This is a genomic window from Rhizobium sp. P1_B8, assembly GCF_056406515.1.
In genome coordinates this window covers 41451-61987 of sequence record NZ_JBFTZZ010000014.1, presented here as the reverse complement: position 1 = coordinate 61987, position 20537 = coordinate 41451, and the positions used below count along the sequence as shown (strand labels likewise).

At 62.6% G+C, this 20537-nt stretch carries 18 protein-coding genes; 9 read left to right on the top strand and 9 right to left on the bottom strand.

Annotated features, from left to right (window positions below; translation table 11 throughout):
- Positions 1–17: 17 nt before the first annotated feature.
- The 7 genes from AC1D2N_RS17420 to AC1D2N_RS17390 all read right to left on the bottom strand — a co-directional run bounded on the left by AC1D2N_RS17420 (position 18) and on the right by AC1D2N_RS17390 (position 7205).
- Complete coding sequence (locus tag AC1D2N_RS17420) at positions 18–827, bottom strand: inositol monophosphatase family protein (RefSeq protein ID WP_130654152.1); 810 nt, start codon at positions 825–827, stop codon at positions 18–20.
- Positions 827–1831, bottom strand: a complete 1005-nt coding sequence (locus AC1D2N_RS17415) for a LacI family DNA-binding transcriptional regulator (protein ID WP_130654151.1) — start codon at positions 1829–1831, stop codon at positions 827–829. Before AC1D2N_RS17415 ends, AC1D2N_RS17420 begins: the two co-directional genes overlap by 1 nt.
- Entirely contained in the window at positions 1815–2594 is a 780-nt protein-coding gene (locus tag AC1D2N_RS17410; RefSeq protein WP_130654150.1) for a glycerophosphodiester phosphodiesterase, read from the bottom strand. Before AC1D2N_RS17410 ends, AC1D2N_RS17415 begins: the two co-directional genes overlap by 17 nt.
- A complete protein-coding gene (locus AC1D2N_RS17405) occupies positions 2594–3649 on the bottom strand; it encodes an ABC transporter ATP-binding protein (protein ID WP_130654149.1) in 1056 nt (351 codons plus the stop codon). Before AC1D2N_RS17405 ends, AC1D2N_RS17410 begins: the two co-directional genes overlap by 1 nt.
- Entirely contained in the window at positions 3649–4491 is an 843-nt protein-coding gene (locus AC1D2N_RS17400) for a carbohydrate ABC transporter permease (RefSeq protein WP_018448958.1), read from the bottom strand. The genes AC1D2N_RS17405 and AC1D2N_RS17400 overlap by 1 nt, the downstream gene beginning before the upstream one ends.
- A 2-nt stretch (positions 4492–4493) precedes the next feature.
- Complete coding sequence (locus AC1D2N_RS17395; protein ID WP_026231071.1) at positions 4494–5795, bottom strand: carbohydrate ABC transporter permease; 1302 nt, start codon at positions 5793–5795, stop codon at positions 4494–4496.
- Positions 5796–5858: 63 nt separating this feature from the next.
- Complete coding sequence (locus tag AC1D2N_RS17390; protein ID WP_115157728.1) at positions 5859–7205, bottom strand: extracellular solute-binding protein; 1347 nt, start codon at positions 7203–7205, stop codon at positions 5859–5861.
- Positions 7206–7452: 247 nt separating this feature from the next.
- On the opposite strand from AC1D2N_RS17390, the gene AC1D2N_RS17385 reads away from it, so the two are divergent.
- Both AC1D2N_RS17385 and AC1D2N_RS17380 read left to right on the top strand, forming a co-directional pair.
- Positions 7453–7911 carry a YbaK/EbsC family protein gene (locus AC1D2N_RS17385; RefSeq protein ID WP_003549231.1) on the top strand — a complete coding sequence of 153 codons (459 nt, stop codon included), beginning with the start codon at positions 7453–7455 and terminating at the stop codon, positions 7909–7911.
- 84 nt (positions 7912–7995) lie between these two features.
- Positions 7996–8991, top strand: coding sequence for a Tim44 domain-containing protein (locus AC1D2N_RS17380; protein ID WP_130654148.1), 996 nt, complete (start codon positions 7996–7998; stop codon positions 8989–8991).
- 131 nt (positions 8992–9122) lie between these two features.
- Here the strand turns inward: AC1D2N_RS17380 and AC1D2N_RS17375 are convergent, their stop codons facing one another.
- On the bottom strand, positions 9123–10154 hold the full coding sequence (locus tag AC1D2N_RS17375; RefSeq protein WP_130654147.1) for a hydroxyacid dehydrogenase: 1032 nt from the start codon (positions 10152–10154) through the stop codon (positions 9123–9125).
- A gap of 276 nt (positions 10155–10430) precedes the next feature.
- Here AC1D2N_RS17375 and AC1D2N_RS17370 point away from each other — a divergent pair, with 276 nt between their 5' ends.
- The 7 genes from AC1D2N_RS17370 to cydX all read left to right on the top strand — a co-directional run bounded on the left by AC1D2N_RS17370 (position 10431) and on the right by cydX (position 18477).
- Entirely contained in the window at positions 10431–11030 is a 600-nt protein-coding gene (locus AC1D2N_RS17370) for a HupE/UreJ family protein (RefSeq protein ID WP_130654146.1), read from the top strand.
- A 280-nt stretch (positions 11031–11310) separates the two neighbouring features.
- A complete protein-coding gene (locus AC1D2N_RS17365; protein ID WP_018448951.1) occupies positions 11311–11889 on the top strand; it encodes a GbsR/MarR family transcriptional regulator in 579 nt (192 codons plus the stop codon).
- A 4-nt stretch (positions 11890–11893) separates the two neighbouring features.
- Positions 11894–13636 (top strand): thiol reductant ABC exporter subunit CydD, encoded by a 1743-nt coding sequence (cydD, locus tag AC1D2N_RS17360; protein ID WP_130654145.1) that lies wholly within the window; start codon positions 11894–11896, stop codon positions 13634–13636.
- Complete coding sequence (locus tag AC1D2N_RS17355) at positions 13633–15324, top strand: amino acid ABC transporter ATP-binding/permease protein (RefSeq protein ID WP_130654144.1); 1692 nt, start codon at positions 13633–13635, stop codon at positions 15322–15324. The genes cydD and AC1D2N_RS17355 overlap by 4 nt, the downstream gene beginning before the upstream one ends.
- A gap of 188 nt (positions 15325–15512) precedes the next feature.
- On the top strand, positions 15513–17093 hold the full coding sequence (locus AC1D2N_RS17350) for a cytochrome ubiquinol oxidase subunit I (RefSeq protein ID WP_130654143.1): 1581 nt from the start codon (positions 15513–15515) through the stop codon (positions 17091–17093).
- A 6-nt stretch (positions 17094–17099) separates the two neighbouring features.
- Positions 17100–18254, top strand: a complete 1155-nt coding sequence (gene cydB, locus AC1D2N_RS17345; protein WP_130654142.1) for a cytochrome d ubiquinol oxidase subunit II — start codon at positions 17100–17102, stop codon at positions 18252–18254.
- A 100-nt stretch (positions 18255–18354) separates the two neighbouring features.
- Positions 18355–18477: a cytochrome bd-I oxidase subunit CydX gene (cydX, locus tag AC1D2N_RS17340; RefSeq protein WP_017957645.1), complete on the top strand. Its 123-nt coding sequence runs from the start codon at positions 18355–18357 to the stop codon at positions 18475–18477.
- 43 nt (positions 18478–18520) lie between these two features.
- Here cydX and AC1D2N_RS17335 read toward each other — a convergent pair whose 3' ends face one another.
- Positions 18521–20524 carry an aldo/keto reductase gene (locus tag AC1D2N_RS17335; RefSeq protein WP_477981664.1) on the bottom strand — a complete coding sequence of 668 codons (2004 nt, stop codon included), beginning with the start codon at positions 20522–20524 and terminating at the stop codon, positions 18521–18523.
- Positions 20525–20537: the final 13 nt, after the last annotated feature.

The following is a 20537-nucleotide window of genomic DNA, read 5'->3' as shown; positions in this document are numbered from 1 at the left end:
CTGTGGGAGAGGTGTATCTATAGCCCCTCGATGTCGAGAATGAACGCGAATTCGCCGGCAAGCCCCGGCGAGTAGGCGATGACGGGTCCGCCCTGTACAAGCAGCCTATCGACCGGCGGCATCGCCACCACAGCGCCGGCCTCTTCGGCGATCAGCGCGCCGGCGAGCATGTCCCAGGCATTGAGGTGGCGTTCGTAATAGAGATCGGCAGCACCCTCGGCGACACGAACGAGGTCGATCGCGGCCGCGCCCATGCGGCGATAATCCATGCCGCGTTCGTGGAGCCGCCGCGAGAGCGCGAGATGGTCGTCGAAGCTCGTCTTGCGGGAATGGCCGAGAATGACAAGCGCATTGGCTGGATCGGCGGTCGCCGCCGCATGGACCGGAATCCCGTCCTTGAAGGCGCCACCGCCGCGGACGGCGTGAAAGACTTTGTCTCCGGCGGCGTCGTAGACCACGCCGACCTCCACCTTTCCGCCGACGACAAAGGCGATCGAGACACCCCAGTGCCGGAAGCCCCTGATATAGTTGGTCGTGCCGTCGATCGGATCGACGACCCAGGTGCCGCCCTTACCCGATCGTCCGCCGCTCTCTTCGCCCATGAAACTATCATCCGGAAAGCGCGAGAGCAGCCCGTCGTGGATCGCCTGCTCGGCCCTCCTGTCGGCGATGGTGACGAAATCCTGCAATCCCTTGTTCTCGACGGTGAGGGTTCCGGGGTCAGAGTCGCGCCGAAACCGGGCCGTCTCCCGTCCGACCTCGAGGGCAACGGTGATGGCGACCTCCGCCCGTGCGCGGATGGCAGCGGCGTCGAATGCGGAATTCATCAGGCAGTCCTTCTTCTGATCAGTGTCACCGGCGTGAATTCGACACGCGCCGTCAGGTCCGGCTCGGCCATCCGGCTCATCAGCAGGTCGACCGTCTTTTCGGCCTGGACGTCGCAGGGTTGGCGGATGGTCGTCAGATCGTAGGCGGTCCAGCTCGCCTGAGGAATGTCGTCATGGCCGATGATGCGCAGCGGCGGCGCATCATCACGGCCGCGGCCCTGCAAGACGCGGTCGATCACGCCGCAGGCCATGTAATCGTTGGCGCAGAACAGCCCGTCGATGCCGGATGCGGCAAGTTCGGCTGCCGCATCATAGCCGCTCCGGTAATCATTGATCCTGATCTGCAGGAACTGCGCCTCGACGCCGAGCTGCTTGCAGCGTGCGATGAAGGCCTCGCTGCGCCGCCGCGCCGTATAGGATATAGCGGGGGCGGCCATTACAGCGGGCTTTCGCACGCCGCTGTCGATCAGGTGGGTGGCGGCGAGATGGCCGGCCATGCGGTCGTCCGAGATGATGCGGTCGACGAAGGGGATGTCGTTGCCCTTGTTGATCAGCACGATCGGCACGCCTTCGGCCGCGCATTGCTCGCAGATCTCGGTCGGCGGGGCGTCCGAGGTGACGATGACGCCCGACACGGCGTAATGGAGCAGCTGGCCGATGACGGTCGAGGTGTCCGCCTCTTGCGAGGTCGGCAGCAGGATGGGACGGAAATTGCGGGCGATCAGCACTCTCGCCAGATTCTCGATCTGCAACGTGCGAAACGGATTGTCGAGGCCGGCGGCGACGACGCCGACGAGATCGGAGCGTTTGTTGGTCAGGCTTCGGGCAAGATAGTTGACCCGGTAGCCAAGTTCCTTGGCGGCCTGATAGACCTTCTCGCGCGTCTTCGGCGAGACGCTGGCATCCGGCGTGAAGGCGCGCGACACGGCAGCGCGCGAGACGCCGGCCACACGCGCCACGTCGAAGGAGGTTACCTTGCGCGGTCCCTTATCCCTGTCTGCCAACTGCTTTTTCCTTAACCGCAGGCGGCCGCATCAGATCGGGCAGATCCGTGCAGATGCCGAGAACCGGAAGCTTCATGATGTCATCCAGAATGGCCGGCCGCTCCTCGTGCCAGAGCACGATCTCGCGGCCCGCCTCGAAGGCGCGGCGCATCAGCGCGTCGGTCACCAGATCCTGCGGACGCTCGCCTGCCCTCTCCCAGCAGAGGTGCAGGATATCGGCGCCGGCCTCGTCGCCGAGCGCATGCGGATCGTGGCCGACACGGATCAGCACCGAGAGCGGAAAATCGCAGGCGGCGTCGCTGAGCTCGCGCACCTGCGCCGTGTCGAAGGAGCCGAGGCAGGCGAAACGCTGGTTCATCTCGGCAAGGTGCCGCCAGCAGCGCATGCCGGTTCCAGGAGCCTTCAGCTCGACATAGAGACCGGTCCCGGTCTCGCGGCCGAGTGCGGCGACCTGCGAAAAACTCGGCACGTCGACGCCGTCAAGTGCGCTAAGCTCCGCCGCCGTCATTTCGGAAATGCGGCGGTCGATGCCGAAGACACGCTCGAGATGGTCGTCATGCGAGACGACGACCACGCCGTCCTTGGTCAGTTGCGTGTCGAGCTCCCACATCTCAGCGCCGAGTTCGGCAGCGCGGCGGAAGGCGGCAATGGTGTTCTCGCGTTCATGGCCGCTTGCGCCACGATGGCCGATGCAAAAGGGAAGTCGACCCTTGCCTGACGGCCAGCCGTAACGCTGGAAAAATGCCGAGAAATCGCGGGTCATCAGAGCCTCCTGCCATTTTCGTCGAAGACGAATATGCCGCGGCTGTCGATCGCCCACCTGACGTCGTCGCCGACGTGAACATCGCTGCGCACCGGCTGGATGGAGCGCAGCAGCGGTCCGCCGGCAAGAGCCACGTCGTAGAGGTTCTCGCGACCTTGCGTTTCGGCGAAGGTGATCTTGCCGGGCACGGTGATGTCGCCTGCCGGCGTAAAATGCTCCGGCCTGACGCCGAGCATCAGCTTCGTGCCCTCGGCGGCGGTGACGTTATCAGGCAGCGGCACGCGGATTTCGCTTTGCCGGATTGTGAAGGCGCCGTTGTCCACAACGCCGCGCAGGAAGGTGATCGGCGGATTACCAAGGAAGCCGGCAACGAAGGCGGTCTTCGGATCATTGTACATCTCGGCCGGCGTAGCGATCTGGACGATCTCGCCTTCCTTCATGATGGCGATGCGGTCGCACATGCTCATCGCCTCCACCTGGTCATGGGTGACGAGAATGGCGGTGATGCCGGTCTCGCGCTGCAGGCGGCGGATTTCCGAGCGCATTTCGAGGCGCAGCTTGGCGTCGAGATTGGCGAGCGGTTCATCGAGCAGCAGCACATCTGGCTTGCGGATCAGCGCGCGCGCCAGCGCCACGCGCTGCTGCTGGCCGCCGGAAAGCTCGGCCGGCCTGCGGCCCATCAGGTTGCCGATCTGCACGAGGGCGGCGATACGGTCGACCTCCTTGCGGATCTCGGCGGCGGGCATGCCCTTCACCTTCAGCGGAAAACCGATGTTCTCGGTAACCGTCATGTGCGGATAGAGCGCATAGGACTGGAAAACGACGCCGACATTGCGAGCCTGGCTCGGTAGGTCGGTGACGTCGCGGTCGCCGAAGAGGATGCGTCCACCGCTCGGCCGGTGGATGCCGCAGACGGAAAAGAGCGTCGTCGATTTGCCGCAGCCGGAAGGGCCGAGCAGCGCCAGCATCTCGCCGCTGCCGACTTCGAGCCGCATGTTCTCGATGACCTTGGTGGAGCCGAAGCTCTTCGAAAAATTGTCGAGGAGGATGCGCATCAGCCTTTGCTCCCGCCGCCGTAGATGTTCATAAGATATTTGTTGAAGAGCGCATAAACGATCAGCACCGGAACGAGGTAGAAGACGCCGACCGCTTTGAACATGTTGAAATCATAGTTGTTGTCGTCGGCAAGGAAGGCCGCGAGATAGACCGACAGCACCTGCACCTGATTACCAGGCGCCAGCACCTGCGGCAGGATGAACTCGCCCCAGCCGGAGAGGAAAGAGAATAGGCCGAGCGCCATGATGCCGGGCTTGACCTGCGGCAGCACGAGGCTGCGCCAGACCCGGAAGCGCGAGGCGCCGTCGACGACGCCGGCCATTTCGATTTCCCACGGCACGGTGTCGTAGAAGCCCTTCATCAGCCAGATGCCGAGCGGCAGGTCAATCGCCGCCTTCACCAGGATGACGCCGATCAGCGAATTGTAGAGACCGATCATCTGCAGCACGATGAAGATGGCGATGATCAACGTCACCGACGGGAAGGCATGCAGCACCATGACGCCGGCAAGGAAGAAGCCGCGCGCCGGGACGTTCAGCCGCGATAGCACATAGCCCGCCATCGATGAGACGATGAGCACCAGGCTGGTGGTGCAGGCCGAAAAGAGCAATGTATTCAGCGTCACCTGCCAGATGTTTGCCTTGCCCTCCGTCGTCTGCCAGAGGAATCGCCAGTGACTAAGCGTCAAGCCGGAGGGCAGCAGAGCGTCCGCCTGCTTCACGGTCACGGTGTCGAGGAAGAGATAGACATACATCAGGAGCAGCGGCAGGCTGACGATGGTCAGCGCCGATATGACAGGCCAGCTGCGATAATTTGCCGAGGGCTGCGATCGTTCGGCCATGGTCAATCCTCGATCAAAGGCTTGGCGACAAGCGTGCCGTAGTTGAAGACGCGCAGATAGAGGAGCGACAGCATCACGCCGATGACGACGAGCACCAGCGCCATGGCGGCACCCAACCCGTATTCGAGATTGCCGGCATAGTTTCTGAGCGCAGTGTGATAGGCGGAGAGCGCCCAGACCTCGGTCGCGTTGCCCGGTCCGCCATTGGTGGCAAGCAGGATTTCATTGAAGGAGGCAAGCAGCGACAAGGTCTGGTAGCAGGTAACGAAGAGGATCGGCCAACGCATCTGCGGCAGGATGATGTAGCGGATCTGCTGCCAGCGCGAGGCGCCGTCGACCTCGCTCGCATAGAACTGGCTCTTCGGAATGGCTTTCATCGCCGAGGAGAAGACCAGCATGCCCATCGAGGCGCCGATGAAGCCGTTGATCAGCACGACGAAGAACCAGGCGTTATAGGCGTTGTCGAGAAGATAGTTCTTCGGCGGATAGCCGAACTTGCCCATCAGGATCGAAATGAAGCCGGTATCCCAGGCAAGCCACTTCCATAGCATGACGTAGATGACGACGGGGGTAATGCGCGGCAGGAGCCAGATGCCGCGGAAGATCGAGGCTGGCGTCGGCGGCATGTAATGCGTCCAGATGGCAAGCAGCAGCGCATAGCCGACATTGAACAGCATCAGCACCAGCGCGACGTAGAGCACGGTGTTCAAGAGCACGCGCGCCATGTCGGGTGAGGTGGTCATGCGCGAGAAATTGTCGGTCGTCCAAACCCAGCCGGTATAAGTGGCCTTGGCGACCGTTTCCTTCTGCTCAGGTGTCAGTTTGAAACCCAGACCATCCAGCGCCGAAAAGAGTTGTTCCTTGCTGTCGAAGCGGGTGTTGAGGACGGAGCGGTTGAACTGTTCGGAAATCTGCTTGACGTCGCGCGTCGAAGGCCGGTCGGCAAGATCCTTGAGCATGCGCTCGACGTCGCGGCGTGCCGTGAACACCTCACCTGCATGTTTGGCGCGCAATTCCCCAGCAATCCCCGGCGCAAGACCGAGACCTTCGACGGCCTTGAGGCCCGCCTCGTCGATCGTGTAGCGCGGTTCGGCCATCTCGGCGGCAATGTCTGGTATCGCCGATTTCAGCGCGATCAGGGAATTGGGTGCGATCTGGTAGACACCGCCGGATATGCCGGTCGCCGTCGTCATGCTGGTCATCGAGAAGACCGCCGTCAGAACGACCGGCATCAGGAAGAACAGGATGATCATGATCGCGGCAGGCGCGATCATCACCAGTCCGAGCGTTCTGGACGATTTCATGGAAGCCCCCTCGTCGCGGACCGACCGGGCGGCGCTGCCGCCGCCCGGATGAGTGCTTCAATCTTAACGGATGACGATCTTGTCGCCGAGCGTGCTCTTCAGCTCGCTCTCTGCATCACTGACCGCGGCGTCCACGGTCTTGGCGCCGGTCCAGGATGCTTCGAGGTTCTTCCACATGATGTTCCAATATTTGCCGAAATCGGAATTGTTCGGCATAGCATTGGCATGCGGCAGCAGGCGCTCGGTGGCTTCGCGGGTCCAGCGGTCAGCCGAGTAGAAGTCGACCGTCGATTCCGACTTGGAGATGCCGAGATGGGCTGATTTGACCGCATGCAGCGCGTTAGTGCGCGGCTCGGAGGCGATCTTGACCAGCTGGGCGGCGATCTCGGTGTCTTCCTTGTCGTGGCCCGCGGTCAGAAGGTAGACGAGTGGGTGGGTCAGCGTGTTGGCCTTGCCGCCTTCGCCAGCGGGGATCAGCGTGAAGATCACGTTGCCGAAGAAGTCCTTCAGGCCTTCCTGGTTGACGAGGCGGGCATAGTGCCAAGTGCCGCCATCCCAGATGCCGGCCTTGCCGGTGGCGACTTCCTTCCACCACTGGTCGCCCGGCATGCCGATGTGGTTCTTCTTGGTGACACCGGCCTTCACGGCATCGGCGAAGAACTGATAGGTGCGGGTCATCGCGGCCTTGTCGAAAACGAGCTTGCCGCCTTCTTCCATCGTGCCGCCGAAGCTGGTGTAGAACTGCCAGTAATCAGGGCCGTTGCTGGTGCGCGGATAAAATCCGTAGCCGGCCTGGACGAGGCCCTTGTCCTGCATCTTCTTGGCGTCTTCGAGCAGGTTCTTCATGGTGTACTTGCCGTCCTGGACGCTCTGCGGCAGCGCGTCCAGATCGGCATCGCTGTAACCGATCGCCTTCATGTAAGGCTTCCAGAAGAACATCGGGCGGGATTCAGCGTCCTGCGGGATACCATAGACGGTGCCGTTGTAGGACGCGATCTTCAACAGGTTTTCATAGATGTCGCTGAGCGGCCATGAATCGAGATCGACATAATCCTCGATCGGAACGATCAGTCCGGCCTGCGACCAGGGTGCGATGTCTTCATGGCCGCTGACGACGATATTCGGGGCGGTCTTGGCTTCGGCGGCAAGGGTCAGCGCCTGCTTGAAGTCCTCCCAGGCCGAATAGGGCTTCTTCTCGACAGTGATCTTCAGATCTTCGCCCTTGAGGGCGGCTTCACGCTGCAGCTGCTGGGCTGCGATCTCGATGGCGTCGAGGCGATAGACGTCGTTCGGGCCGGTGCCGCCGGCCCAGACGCTGATGTGAACGTCCTTGGCGAGTGCAATTGCAGAGGTCGACGCCAGGATGGCGGCTGCGACGGCAAAGGATTTCAGTGTCGGCAAAATGGTCATCTTCTTCGTCTCCCTAGAAGAGCAGTGTGAGGCCTCTTGACGGGTCAGCACTGCTGATGATGACCGCTCCGAAACCCCACGAAAACGTGGCGTATCCCGCTCTAGGGGTTGAACGTAACGGCCGAATGACAAAATTGAGCACGTGTGCAAAATTATTATGACGATGTCTGCACGACTTGCAAGCGGCGGTTTTCGACGGGCGTCTTTTACGCTTCAAATTGCGCTTTTCCTGGTCTAGCATTGCGCCATGAGCCTTGAATCTGTCCGCGCCTTTCTCAGTGCCCACGCACCCGATATCGAAATCATCGAAACCGCCGAGAGTTCCTCGACGGTGGCACTTGCCGCCGAAGCCCATGGCGTCGAGCCGGCCCAGATCGCCAAGACGATCTGCCTGCGTGTCGGCGAGCAGATGATGCTGGTCGTTGCCGGTGGCACGGCGCGGCTCGACAATCGCAAGTTCAAGGACACGTTCGGAGCCAAGGGGCGCATGCTCGATGCCGAAGAGGTCGTAGCGGTCACCAGCCATCCGGTCGGCGGCGTCTGTCCCTTCGGCCTGCCCTCGCCGCTGCCTATCTATTGCGATATCTCATTGAAACGCTTCGATGAAGTCGTGCCGGCGGCCGGCTCGACGAACTCGGCCGTGCGCATCGAAACCGGACGGCTGGCTGAGCTGACTGGCGCCAGCTGGGTCGACGTCTGTCAGTAACGGAGCTGAAGAGCTTCACACGGAGGAAAGACTACCTATATTAGGTCTCAACATGCCGTGATTGCGCATGACAGGAGATCAGGAATGCCAAGTGCCGTTTCGCGTTTTGCCAAGATCGCGGCAATTGCCGCTCTGACGAGCGCTACCGTTTTTGCTTCCCTTGACGATGCCGAGGCGCGCCGCGCCGGAAGCGGCGGTTTCGGAAGCCGCGGCACGCGCACCTTCCAGGCACCGCCTGTCACCAGCACCGCGCCTGGAACCGCAGCACCGATCGAAAGGTCGATGACGCCACGTCCGCAGACCACCGCGCCTGCTACCGCGCAACAGCCCCTCGGCGCTCAGCGCCCCGGTCTCTTCGGCGGATTCGGCCGTTCGATGATCGGCGGCCTGATTGCCGGCGGCCTTCTCGGCATGCTGCTCGGTCACGGTTTCGGCGGCGGCTTCGGTTTTCTCGGCATGCTGCTGCAGATCGTCTTGATCGGCGGCGCCGTCATGCTCGCCATGCGTTATTTCGCCAACCGTCGCCAGCCTTCCTACGGCGTCGGCGGCCAGAGCCAGTCCTATAACATGTCGCCCACGAACAATTCGTCCTTCAACATCCCGACGATCGGTTCGGGCGCCGGTTCCGGCCAGCCGTCGCGCGGCAATCGACCGAGCGACGAGATCGGGCTGGCGCAGGCCGATCTCGATCAGTTCGAGGAACTGCTCACCCAAGTGCAGACCGCTTACGGCGCCGAGGATTACGGCACCTTGCGCCGGCTGACGACGCCCGAGGCGATGTCCTATCTTGCCGAGGAACTCGGCGAAAACGCTACCAACGGCGTGCGCAACCGCGTCTCCGACGTCAAGCTGCTGCAGGGCGACATCGCCGAGGCCTGGCGCGAAGACGGCCAGGAATATGCGACGCTCGCCATGCGTTATTCCTCGATCGACGCCATGGTCGAACGCGACGGCGGCCGCGTGGTTTCCGGCGACGACCGCCGCCCGAGCGAAAGCACCGAGGTTTGGACCTTCGTGCGCAGGTCTGGCGCCGATTGGAAGCTTGCGGCGATCCAGGGTGCCGAACAGCGCGCCGCCTAACGCGACGCGCCAAATCAGCATTTTGCTCTAAAGCGCGTCGCAATCTTTCAGATCCGCTCCTTGCGCTTTAGATTCTTATTTTCACGCATGTCGTTATCGCAAAACCGCCGCACACTTTTGCGCGACATGCTTTAATTCACCGCGACCGGTTTGGAACGCATGCGGGAGACTGTTTCGCGTTCCGCCCGCTTGCACCGCATCGGCGGCAGGCCGCGATCCATCAGGTCCATGTCTTCGAGCACCATGTCGCCCATCTTCTTGAAGGCGCTGTCGAGTGCTCCGGCCCTATGCGCCGAGCGGATGAAACCTTTCAGGCTTCGCACCGGATGATCGGGCGGCAGCGGCTCTTGCGGGTAGACGTCGCTCGCCGCGACGATGTGGCCCGAGGAAACGGCCGCCATCAGCGCATCGAAATCGACGACATCGGCGCGGCTGAGGAGGATGAAGGCCGCGCCTTTGCGCATGCTGGCAAAGGCCTCCGTGCTGAGAAATCCCTTATTTTCGCTGGTGACGGCGGCGACGACGAAGATGAAATCGCTCTTCGTCAGGATGTCCTCCAGGCTTGCCGGCTCGACGCCGTTTTCCTCGAGGATCGAGCGCGGCAGCCAGGGATCGAACACTCTGATGCGGGCCCTGAAGCCGGACAGGACCCGGCGCAGCGCCTTGCCAAGATCGCCGAAGCCGACGATGCCGATCTCGGAACCGGCGAGCAGCCGCGCACTCGAATTGCCCTCGCCGCCCCAGAGTTCGGTGCCCTGACGGAAGGCGACGTCCGCATCGACGATGCCGCGCGCCAAGGCCAGTGCGAAGCCGAGGCCGATTTCGGCGACCGGCTCGGCAAAGACCTGGCCTGTCGTCACGACATGGATGCCGCGCTGGAAGAGCACCTCATAGGGCATGTTGTTGAGAAGATTGCTTTCGACATTCAGGATCGAGCGCAAGTCCGGCATACGTCCCAGCGTGTCGGCCGAAAGCGGCGGCTGCCCGATGATGTAGCGCGCCTTGCCGAGGATCTCGTCGCCGAGACCGGCGATGTTCTCCGGATCGGCCTCGACGATCTCATATTTCGCATGCAGTTCGGCGCGCGCGCTGTCGCTGAAGATCAGATCGAGCGTGCGCGGCTCGGGCGCGCTGATCGCCAGCGCCCGTTTGGTATTCGTCATGGCGTCTCCTCCATCACGGCGGTCTGCGCCGTCTCTGCCGGACGATTGATAGCCTCTGTGGGGGACCGTTTCCAGTTCGATCTTGAGTCGCTGGGCGTTGGAAGGAGCTATCGAAAGCAGCATCTGCCTCTCAGATAAGCACTTGAATTGGTTTGTATTTCATGGAGTTTTCGTTGACGGCGAGAATTCTTTGAACTAGCGTAATGCGCGCGACTTGGAACCATGCCGGTGTTCGGCCGCCGCAGGATATTCGAAAACTCACGAGGGAATCCAGCAATGAAATCAGCAATCAAGAGCGGCCTGCTTGCCTTGGCTGCCGCAGCGCTTCCAGCCGTCGCCTCCGCCCATCCCGCCGTCGGCGAAGCTGCCGGCTTCAGCCATGGCTTTGCCCATCCGATGTCTGGCCTCGATCATGTCCTCGCCATGGTGATGGTCGGTGTTTTCGCATTTCAGCTCGGCGGCCGCGCCACCTGGCTCGTGCCGACGACCTTTGTTCTGGTTATGGCACTCGGTGGTGCTCTCGGCGTTGCCGGCATTCATGTTCCCTTCGTTGAAATTGGCATCGCGCTTTCCGTCGTCGTCCTCGGCGCCGTTGTTGCGCTCAACGTCAAGGCGCCGCTCGCCGCAGCACTCGGCATCATCGGTCTCTTCGCCATCTTCCACGGTCATGCACACGGCGCCGAAATGCCGGAAAATGCCGCCGGTGCCGCCTATGCTGCCGGCTTCATGGCCGCGACGGCGCTGCTGCATGTCGCCGGTCTCGCCATTGGTTACATCATCGGCCGCGCCGGTGAACGCCAGGGCGTCTTCGTGACGCGCACGGCAGGTGGCATTGCCGCCATTGCCGGCGTCGGCATCCTGGCCGGCTTGATCTGAGCCTTACGGCATTAACTAGGCCGCGACCTAGACATCGCGATCCGACAGAACGCCCGGCATGCGTAACGCACCGCCGGGCGTTTCTGTGTCATCGCCGCAAAGTGCTGTGGACTTGACCCAAGTCAAATCCAGCCACGTCGCACCCGGCTATATCTAGCCAACGATCGACGAAGGGATATCCAAATTGACGCAGGCCTGCCTTGCCGATTGCCGGCGAGACGCGAAAGTCAGTATAGTGATTTCAGAAATTTCTGAAATCACAGACGCAACGGAAATGACCATGAACCTTCCGCCTCTCGTCCAGTCCTTCGTTCTCCATTTCGGCGAAATGGGGTCGCGTTGGGGAATCAACCGCACGGTCGGCCAGATCTATGCCCTGCTCTTCGTTTCGCCCGCACCGGTCTGCGCGGAGGAGATCGCCGAGTCGCTCGGCATCTCGCGTTCCAATGTTTCGATGAGCCTGCGCGAACTGCAGGCCTGGAACCTCGTCATCCTGAAACACAAGCCGGACGATCGCCGCGATTTCTTCACCACGCCGGATGATGTCTGGCACATATTGAGGACGCTTGCTGAAGAGAGAAAGAAGCGTGAAGTCGATCCGACGCTGTCGGTTCTGCGTGAGATCCTGATGCAACGGCCGGCCAGCGAAGCCGAGCGCCATGCGCAGCAACGCATGAGCGAGATGCACACGCTGATCGAGCAGCTGACGCATTGGTATGAGGACGTAAAACAACTTGAAACAGAAAGGCTTGCAACGCTACTCTCGCTGGGCGCGAAAGTGACCAAGCTTCTGGAGGCCAAGGACCGGGTCGTTTCGCTCGGCCGCAGCCGCCGGCCGAATCCTGCGAACAAGAGTTAGCGCCATGGGCACTGCTTTCTTCGACGCGAAGGACAGACAAGCGGCCGAGCCGTTGCCGGACGGCGATGCAGTCTCGCCCGTCACCGGTCCAGATGATGCGAAAGGCGGGCTGCGCAGAGCGGCAATGCTGCAGGCGCTGGCCCCTGCCGTCTGGATCCCGCAGGCGGGGTTATTGGCCGTCTCGGTTGGCCGCATCGCCGATGGCGGCGGATTGCATGACGTCCTCTGGCCAGCCCTCGGCATCCTCGCCCTCGGATTTGCAAGAAGCTGTCTCGACGCGGCTGGTGGCCGCCTGGCCTTTCAAGCCGCTCGCGCTGAGCTCAGCCGCAGGCGGCAGATTGCCGCCGCGGCACTTTCCATGTCGTCGCCCATCGATCGCGGCCGGCCTGCCTCCGGCAAAGCCGCAAGCGTGCTTGGCGAACAGGCCGAACTGATCGTGCCCTACCTTGCCCGTTTCCAGCCGGCGCGCATGAAGGCGAGCCTCGTGCCGCTCATCATCCTTGCCTTCATTCTGCCGGTCTCCTGGGTCGCCGCGCTGGTTTTGCTGTTTGCCGCGCCGCTGATCCCTATCTTCATGGCGCTGATCGGCTGGCGTGCCCAGGCGGCCAGCGAAAGGCAACTCGCCGCCACCGGCGGCCTCAACGGCTTCCTGCTCGATCGGCTGCGCGGACTGGCGACCATCCGTGCGCTCGACGCAGTCGATGCAACGGCACTGCGCCTGCGGTCGGAGGCGGAGTCGCTGCGTGTGCGCACCATGGCAGTGCTGAAGATCGCCTTTCTGTCCTCGGCGGTGCTCGAGCTTTTCGCCGCACTCGGCGTGGCGATGATTGCCGTCTATGTCGGTTTCAGCCTGCTCGGCGAGATCCGCTTCGGCACTTGGGTGGGCCGGCTCGACCTGACCGAGGGACTGTTCATCCTGCTGCTGGCACCGGCCTTCTTCGAGCCCCTGCGCGAACTCGCGGCTGTCTGGCACGATCGGGCGGCCGGCGAAGCGGCGTTGAAAGCCCTGGACGCCCTCGCTGCCGGCGGCCTGTCCATCCGAGGCGCAACCGAAGTCGCGCCAGCATCTGCCATCGTCGAAGCGCCGGCCATCCGTCTTGAGAATGTTGATTTCCGTTACAACATCGCCGAACCGTTGATCCTTGACGGTTTCAACCTCGATATCGCGGCCGGCGAACATCTGGCGCTTCTCGGCGCAAGCGGTTCCGGCAAGTCGACGCTTCTTTCGCTCATATCGGGGCTGACGCCCTGTACCGGCGGACGCATCGTCATCGGCGGCATCGAACTTGCGGATGACACCGCTGCCGCCTTACGGGCCAACATGGCATGGATCGGCCAGAGACCGCATATTTTCGCAGGCACCATCGCCGGCAATCTCGCGCTCGGCAGGCCCGGTATCTCAAGTGGCGACGTGACGGATGCGCTCGGCGCCGCCAAGCTCGAAAAAGTCGCCGCCGCCTATGGCAACCGGCCGCTTGGCGAAGGCGGGATCGGACTTTCCGGCGGCGAGGCGTTGCGGCTTGCGATCGCCCGGGCCGCCTGCAACCCGCATCTCCGGATCATCCTGGCCGACGAGCCGACGGCGCATCTCGACGCCGCCACAGCCGCCGAGGTTGCCGAGAGCCTGCTTTCGCTCTCCAGGGGCCGTACTTTGATCGTTGCGACTCACGATCCGCTGCTTGCCGCCCGCATGCATCGCGCCATGCGCGTCGATGCAGACATCGTCATGAGGGAGGCCGCCGAATGAGCGGATTTGCTGCAGACCTCAAGCCGATCCTGCGTCTGTTCCTTGCCGAGCGCCGGCGTGCGCTGCTGCTCGGCGCAGCCCTTTCGGCGGCGACGATGACAGCTGGCATCGCCCTGCTCGGCCTGTCCGGCTGGTTCATCACCGCCACCTCGCTCGCCGGCCTTTCGGCCGCTGTCGCCATCACCTTCGACGTCTTTGCGCCGTCAGCCGGCATCCGCCTTCTCGCCATTGTCCGCACAGTCGCACGCTACGGCGAAAGGCTTGCGACCCATGATGCAACGCTCGGCGTGCTCGCCGCCCTGCGCGAAAGGCTGTTTCGCGGCTTTGCCGAACCGAGTGCTGCCCGCGCGCTAGCACACCGTCCCGCACGGCTGCTCTTCCGTCTGACGGCCGATATCGATGCGCTCGATTCCCTCTACCTGCGCATCCTCGTGCCGGCTGCTGTCGCGATCGGTGCAGCACTGGCGGCAAGCCTCGTGCTGGGGCTGATCCATCCCTTGTTCGGCCTGTGCTTCGGCCTTTTTCTCGCCGGTGCCGGCCTTGGCCTGCCGTTGATTGCCGGCCGGGCGGCGCGCAAACATGCCCGCCAACGCGCCCATGGCATCGAGGCGCTGCGGTCTCGAACGATCGATCTTGTCGCTGGCCAGACCGATCTGCTGATGGCCGGCCGCCTTACGGCGCAGAGGAAGGCGATTACCGCGGCCGATCGTTACGCCGCTCGCGCCGACGACCGGTTGAACCGCGTCGAGACCCTCCTGACATTCGGCTTCGGCCTTGTCTCCACCGTGCTGCTCACAGCATCGCTGCTTGCCGTTGCGGTACTTGCGGAAACGAAGGTGATTACCGCTCCTGTCGCCGCACTCGGCCTGCTTGTCGCCTTTGCGGCAGTCGAACCCTTCGCTGCGCTGCGCCGCGGTGCCCTGGAACTCGGCAGGACGCTGCTTGCGGCAAGGCGTATCGCGCCGCGGCTTGCCGTCGCGGCGGCACCTGGAGCATTGGCGGCGCCGTTGCCGGGATGCGCTTTTTCGCTGGCGAACGTATCAGCCTTCCATGAAAACTCCGCCGTGCCGGCGCTCCAGGGCATCGAGCTCGCGCTTCAACAAGGCGAACACCTGGCCATCATCGGCAGCAGCGGCGCCGGCAAGTCGAGCCTGCTTGCCCTCCTTGCCGGCGAATTGCCGGCAAAGACGGGAAGTGTTGCCGTGATGGCGACGACCTTGCTGACGCAACGGACGGAGCTCTTCGAAGACAGCCTGCGCGGCAACCTCTGTCTCGCTAACCCCAATGCGAGTGAGGCCTGCCTTCGCGAAGCGCTCGCTGCTGCCGGCCTGCTTGCCGATATTGAGGCCATGCCGGGGGGGATCGATACGCCGCTCGGCGAAGGCGGGATCGGCCTTTCCGGTGGCCAGTCGCGCCGGCTGGCGCTTGCCCGGCTCTTCCTGCGCGACACGCCACTCTGGCTGCTCGATGAGCCGACGGAGGGCCTTGACGGCGTCACCGCCCGCGACGTGCTCCGCCGTCTCTCGGCAATGGCGGCGGGCCGCTCGCTGCTGATCGCCACGCATATCCGCCGCGAGGCTGCGATCGCAGACCGCATCGCGGTCATCGAAGGCGGTCGCATCACAGAAATTTCGCGCCGCGGAGAGGCGGCGTTCGAAAAGGCGCTCGACCGGCTTCGGCCGGACTAGAGCATGATGCCGAAAAGTGTGAGCGGTTTTCGGACGACATCATGCTCTACTTCTTTGATTTAGATACGGATTCAGATTTTAGACCGGATCGGCCTAAAATCATCCGGATCTAGGCAAGATTGCATGCCCTCACGCGCCGTCGGCGCTGAGGAACGCCCTGTACCGCGTGGGACCGTGGGAGAAAGACAATGGAACTAGATATCGTAGCACTTTCGCGCTTCCAATTTGCGCTGACGGCGCTTTACCACTTCCTGTTCGTGCCCTTGACGCTCGGCCTGTCCGTGCTCCTGGCGATCATGGAAACCGTCTATGTCATGACCGGCCGCCAGATCTGGCGACAGATGACGAAATTCTGGGGCACGTTGTTCGGCATCAATTTCGTGATCGGCGTCGCCACCGGCATCGTCATGGAGTTCCAGTTCGGCATGAACTGGAGCTATTACAGCTATTATGTCGGCGACATCTTCGGTGCGCCGCTGGCGATCGAAGGCCTAATGGCCTTCTTCCTCGAGGCGACCTTCGTCGGGCTGTTCTTCTTCGGCTGGGACAAACTGTCGAAGGTCGGCCATCTGGTCGCCACCTGGGCTGTGGCGCTCGGCTCGAACTTCTCGGCGCTGTGGATCCTGATTGCCAATGGCTGGATGCAGAACCCGGTGGGATCGGCGCTCAATCCGCAAACGATGCGCATGGAGATCACAAGCTTCTTCGATGTGGTCTTCAACCCGGTGGCCCAGGCGAAATTCGTCCATACGGTATCGGCAGGTTACGTCTGCGCTTCGATCTTCGTGCTCGGCGTCTCGGCCTGGTATATAATCAAGGGCCGGCATATCGAGCTTGCCAAGCGTTCGATGACGGTCGCCGCCTCCTTCGGCCTCGCTTCGGCGCTTTCGGTCGTCGTCCTTGGCGATGAGAGCGGTTATCTCGCGACCGAGAACCAGAAGATGAAGCTCGCGGCAATCGAGGGCATGTGGAAGACGGAACCGGCGCCGGCCGCCTTCACCGCCTTCGGCTTCCCCGACCAGGAAGCCCGCGAAACGCATTTTGCCGTGCACATTCCCTGGGTCATGGGCCTGATCGGCACGCGCTCGCTGACGACCGAAATCCCCGGCATCGACAAGCTCGAACAGCAGGCCGAAACCCGGATCCGGGACGGTATCAAGGCTTACGACGCGTTGATGCAGATCCGTTCGGCACCGGCACAGGACCAGGTTGCGCAGGAAGTGCGCGGCTCCTTCGAGGATCTCGGCCACGATCTTGGTTATGCTCTTCTACTGAAGCGCTACGTCGACGATCCGCGCCGGGCGACCGAGGAGCAGATCGTTCAGGCCGCGCGCGATACCATCCCGCACGTGCCGACGCTCTTCTGGTCCTTCCGCATCATGGTCGGCCTCGGTATCTTCTTCATCCTGCTGACCGCCACCTTCTTCTGGCTGTCAGCGCGCCGCCACCTCGACAAATATCCGTTGCTTCTGAAGATTGCCGTGCTGGCGATCCCCCTGCCCTGGGTTGCCATTGAACTCGGCTGGGTCGTCGCCGAATTCGGCCGCCAGCCCTGGGTGATCGAAGGCGTGTTGCCGACGGCCGCCGCCGTCTCCAGCCTTGGCGCCGACACCGTGCTTCTGACCATCATCGGTTTTGCGGCGCTCTACACGACGCTGATCGTCATCGAGATGGGCCTGATGATCAAGGCAATCAAGCAAGGACCGGAGCCGGACGACGAGCCGGAAGCGGTTCTGATTTCCGAAACCCTCATCCCCGCCGCGGAGTGACCTGCCATGATCCTTCACGAACTCATTGACTATGAAACCCTGCGTCTCATCTGGTGGCTGCTGCTCGGCGTGCTGCTGATCGCCTTTGCGACAACAGGCGGTTTCGATCTCGGCGTCGGCACCCTTCTGCCTTTCGTTGCCCGGACCGATACGGAACGGCGCGTGGCGATCAACACCATCGGCGCCACCTGGGAGGGCAATCAGGTCTGGCTGATCCTCGGCGGCGGCGCCATCTTTGCTGCCTGGCCGCCGCTTTATGCGGTGTCCTTCTCGGGCTTCTATCTGGCGATGTTCGCGATCCTCTTCGCGCTCATCCTGCGCCCAGTCGGCTTCAAATATCGTTCGAAGCGGGAAAGCGCCAGCTGGCGGAGCGGCTGGGACTGGGCGCTGTTCGTCGGCGGTTTCGTGCCGTCGCTGATCTTCGGCGTTGCCGTCGGCAACGTGCTACAGGGCGTGCCTTTTCGCTTTGCCGACGATATGCGGATCTTCTACGAGGGCTCGTTCTTCGCCCTGCTCAACCCCTATGCTCTGCTCTGCGGCCTGCTTTCGCTAGCCATGCTGACGATGCATGGTGCGGCCTGGCTGGTGTTGAAGTCGAGTGGCCCGGTCGCCGTGCGTGCCAGAACCTATGGCAGCATCGCCGCCCTTGCCGTTATCATGCTTTTCGCACTCGGCGGCCTCTTCCTGTGGATCGGCGTCGGTGGCTATCGCATCACCAGCGATATCAGCCCGATCGGTCCCTCCAATCCGCTGCTGAAGACCGTGGCGCTTGAGAAAGGCGCGTGGCTTACCAACTACGCCGCTCATTCCTGGATGATCATCGCGCCCGTCCTCGGCTTCGTCGGCGCGGCGCTGGCGTTCATCGCCATGCGGGCAAGGCGCGAGGTCATGACGCTGCTGTTCAGCAAGGTGGCGATCTTTGGCATCATCTCGACGGTCGGCTTGTCGATGTTCCCGTTCATCCTGCCCTCCTCGCTTGATCCGCGATCGAGCCTGACGGTCTGGGATGCGTCCTCCAGCCACATGACGCTGTTCATCATGCTGGTCGTGACGGTGATCTTCCTGCCGATCATCTTCGCCTACACAGCCTGGGTCTACAAGGTTCTGTGGGGCAAGGTCGATGAGAAGTCGATCACCGACAAGAACAGTCACGCTTACTAGAGCGATTCAGGAGAACCGCTCTAACCTTTTGTTTTTACGCAATTCCGGACGGAAAACCGCTTCGCACTTTTCCTGGAATTGCTCTGAGGGAGACCAAACGATGTGGTATTTTGCATGGATCCTCGGCCTGCCGCTGGCCGCGGCTTTCGCCGTCCTCAACGCCATGTGGTATGAGCTGATGGACGACGCGGCCAGGAAGAAAGCTTCCGAGCCGCGCAAGTAGAAAAGCAAAGGGCGCGGTTCAAACCGCGCCCTTTGCTGTTGCATCAGCCTTCCAGCCACTTCACCTGATCGGGCGTCAGCTTGATGTCGAGTGCCGAGAGACTGTCTTCCAATTCGGCGACGGTGCGCGGCCCGATCAGTGGAATGACCGGGAAAGGCTGGGCGATCACATAGGCAAGCGCGATGTGGATCGGATTGCGGCCGAGTTTGTTGGCAAGCTCGACGGCGCGGTCGCGACGTCCGAAGTTGCGCTCGGAATACCAGACCCGGACGATTTCCTCATCATCCCGCTTGTCGCGGCCGGCACGATCGGTAAAGAAGCCGCGACCCTGGCTCGACCAGGCGAAGTTCGGGATCTGCTTGTCGTTCAGCCACTTTTTCCAGTCGTCATCGGAAGCGGCAACGCAGCCGGCCCAGATCGGGTCGAGCATCTCGGCGAGCGAGAAGTTGTTGGACAGCGCTGCCGGCGCCGTCTTGCCGGTCTTTTCGGCATAGGCGATCGCTTCGTCGAAGCGCGCCCGCGTCCAGTTCGAACCACCGAATATGCCGCGGATGCGTCCGCGCTTGACCTCGGCATCCATGGCATCGACGAACTCGCCGACGGGCACGTCGGTGTTGTCGCGATGCATGAAATAGATGTCGACATAGTCGGTCTTCAGCCGGGAAAGCGACTGGTCGAGCTGCTTTGCGATTATATCGGGATAGCAGAGCGGCGAATGGGCGCCCTTGCCGATCAGCACGATCTCCTCGCGCGGCACCTTGCGGCTCGTGTGCCAGTCGCCGAAGATCGCTTCCGTCTTGCCACCGCCATAGACATAGGCCGTGTCAAAGGCATTGCCGCCGGCCTCGTAGAAGGCGTCGAGCGTCAGCGAGGCAGAGGCGAAGTTCGGAAAGAACTCGAAGCCGAGGGTCACGACCGAGGCCGGCTTGGAAATGCCGGGAATTTCACGCTGCGGAACGCTGTTGCCGCGCGCGATCGCGCCGCCGGCAATGTTTGCTGTGCGTTTGCTGGCTTTTTCCACGCCGTATTCGAGGCCGACCGAGGCACGCCACTGGTCGAGCACTCGCAGGTTTCCGATCGAATCTGCCCAGCTCATGCCTGGAGAGCTGAATTCGGTCTTGCCGGCGCGGATGGCATCGCCTGCCGCGTCCGCCTCAAAGGAATAGAGCCAGCGATCCTCCCTGAGTTCGACGGTTTCTCGGCTGCCGCCCTTGAAGATCTCGATCTTGCCGACGCCGCCCTTGTGGCCGGAGGCAAACCAGAAGTCCTGGACCTCGATCCGGCCCTCGGAGCCGATGATGCGCAACACATTGTCCTGCTGGGCCATGATCGAGCAGGAGACTTCGGCGATGATCTCGTTCGGGAACTTGAGCACGGCAGATGCCCATTCATCGACGCCGCTCTCTCCGAGATGGGCGACGCCCGAGACCTTCTCCGGTTCGAGGAAGGCCTTGCCCTCTGCGGCGCCGGCAATCAGTCTGGCCATCGAGACCGGATAACCGCCGACATCGAGAATGCCGCCGCCGGCGGTGTCATTGGCGAAAAGCCGGTGTTCCGGCTTGTAGCTGCCCATGTTGAAGCCGAAGCTCGAGCGGATGATGCGAACGGTGCCGATGACGCCGCTTTTGACGAGTTCGACCAGTTTCTCCGTCTGCGGATGCACGCGGTACATGAAGGCTTCCCCGGCAAAGACGCCGGCTTTTTTCGCCTCGTAATAAACCGCTTCGGCATCGTAGGCCGAGAGTGCGATCGGCTTTTCCACCAGGATGTGCTTGCCGGCACGTGCCGCCTTGATCGCCCATTCGGCGTGGCCGGTATGGGGCACGGAGATATAGACAGCATCAACCTCGGGGTCGGAAAGCAGCGCCTCGTAGCCATTGACGATGCGGGCGCCGGGGAAGTTTTCGGCAAGGCCTGGCTTTGCCGGATTGCGGGTAGCGATCGCCACCAGCTTCCCCGTGCGAGAATGGGCGACGCCATCGGCAAAGGTGCGGGCGATGGTGCCGGGGCCGATGATGCCCCACCGGATCGGTTGATCTGAAGTCATGGAAAATCCTCTT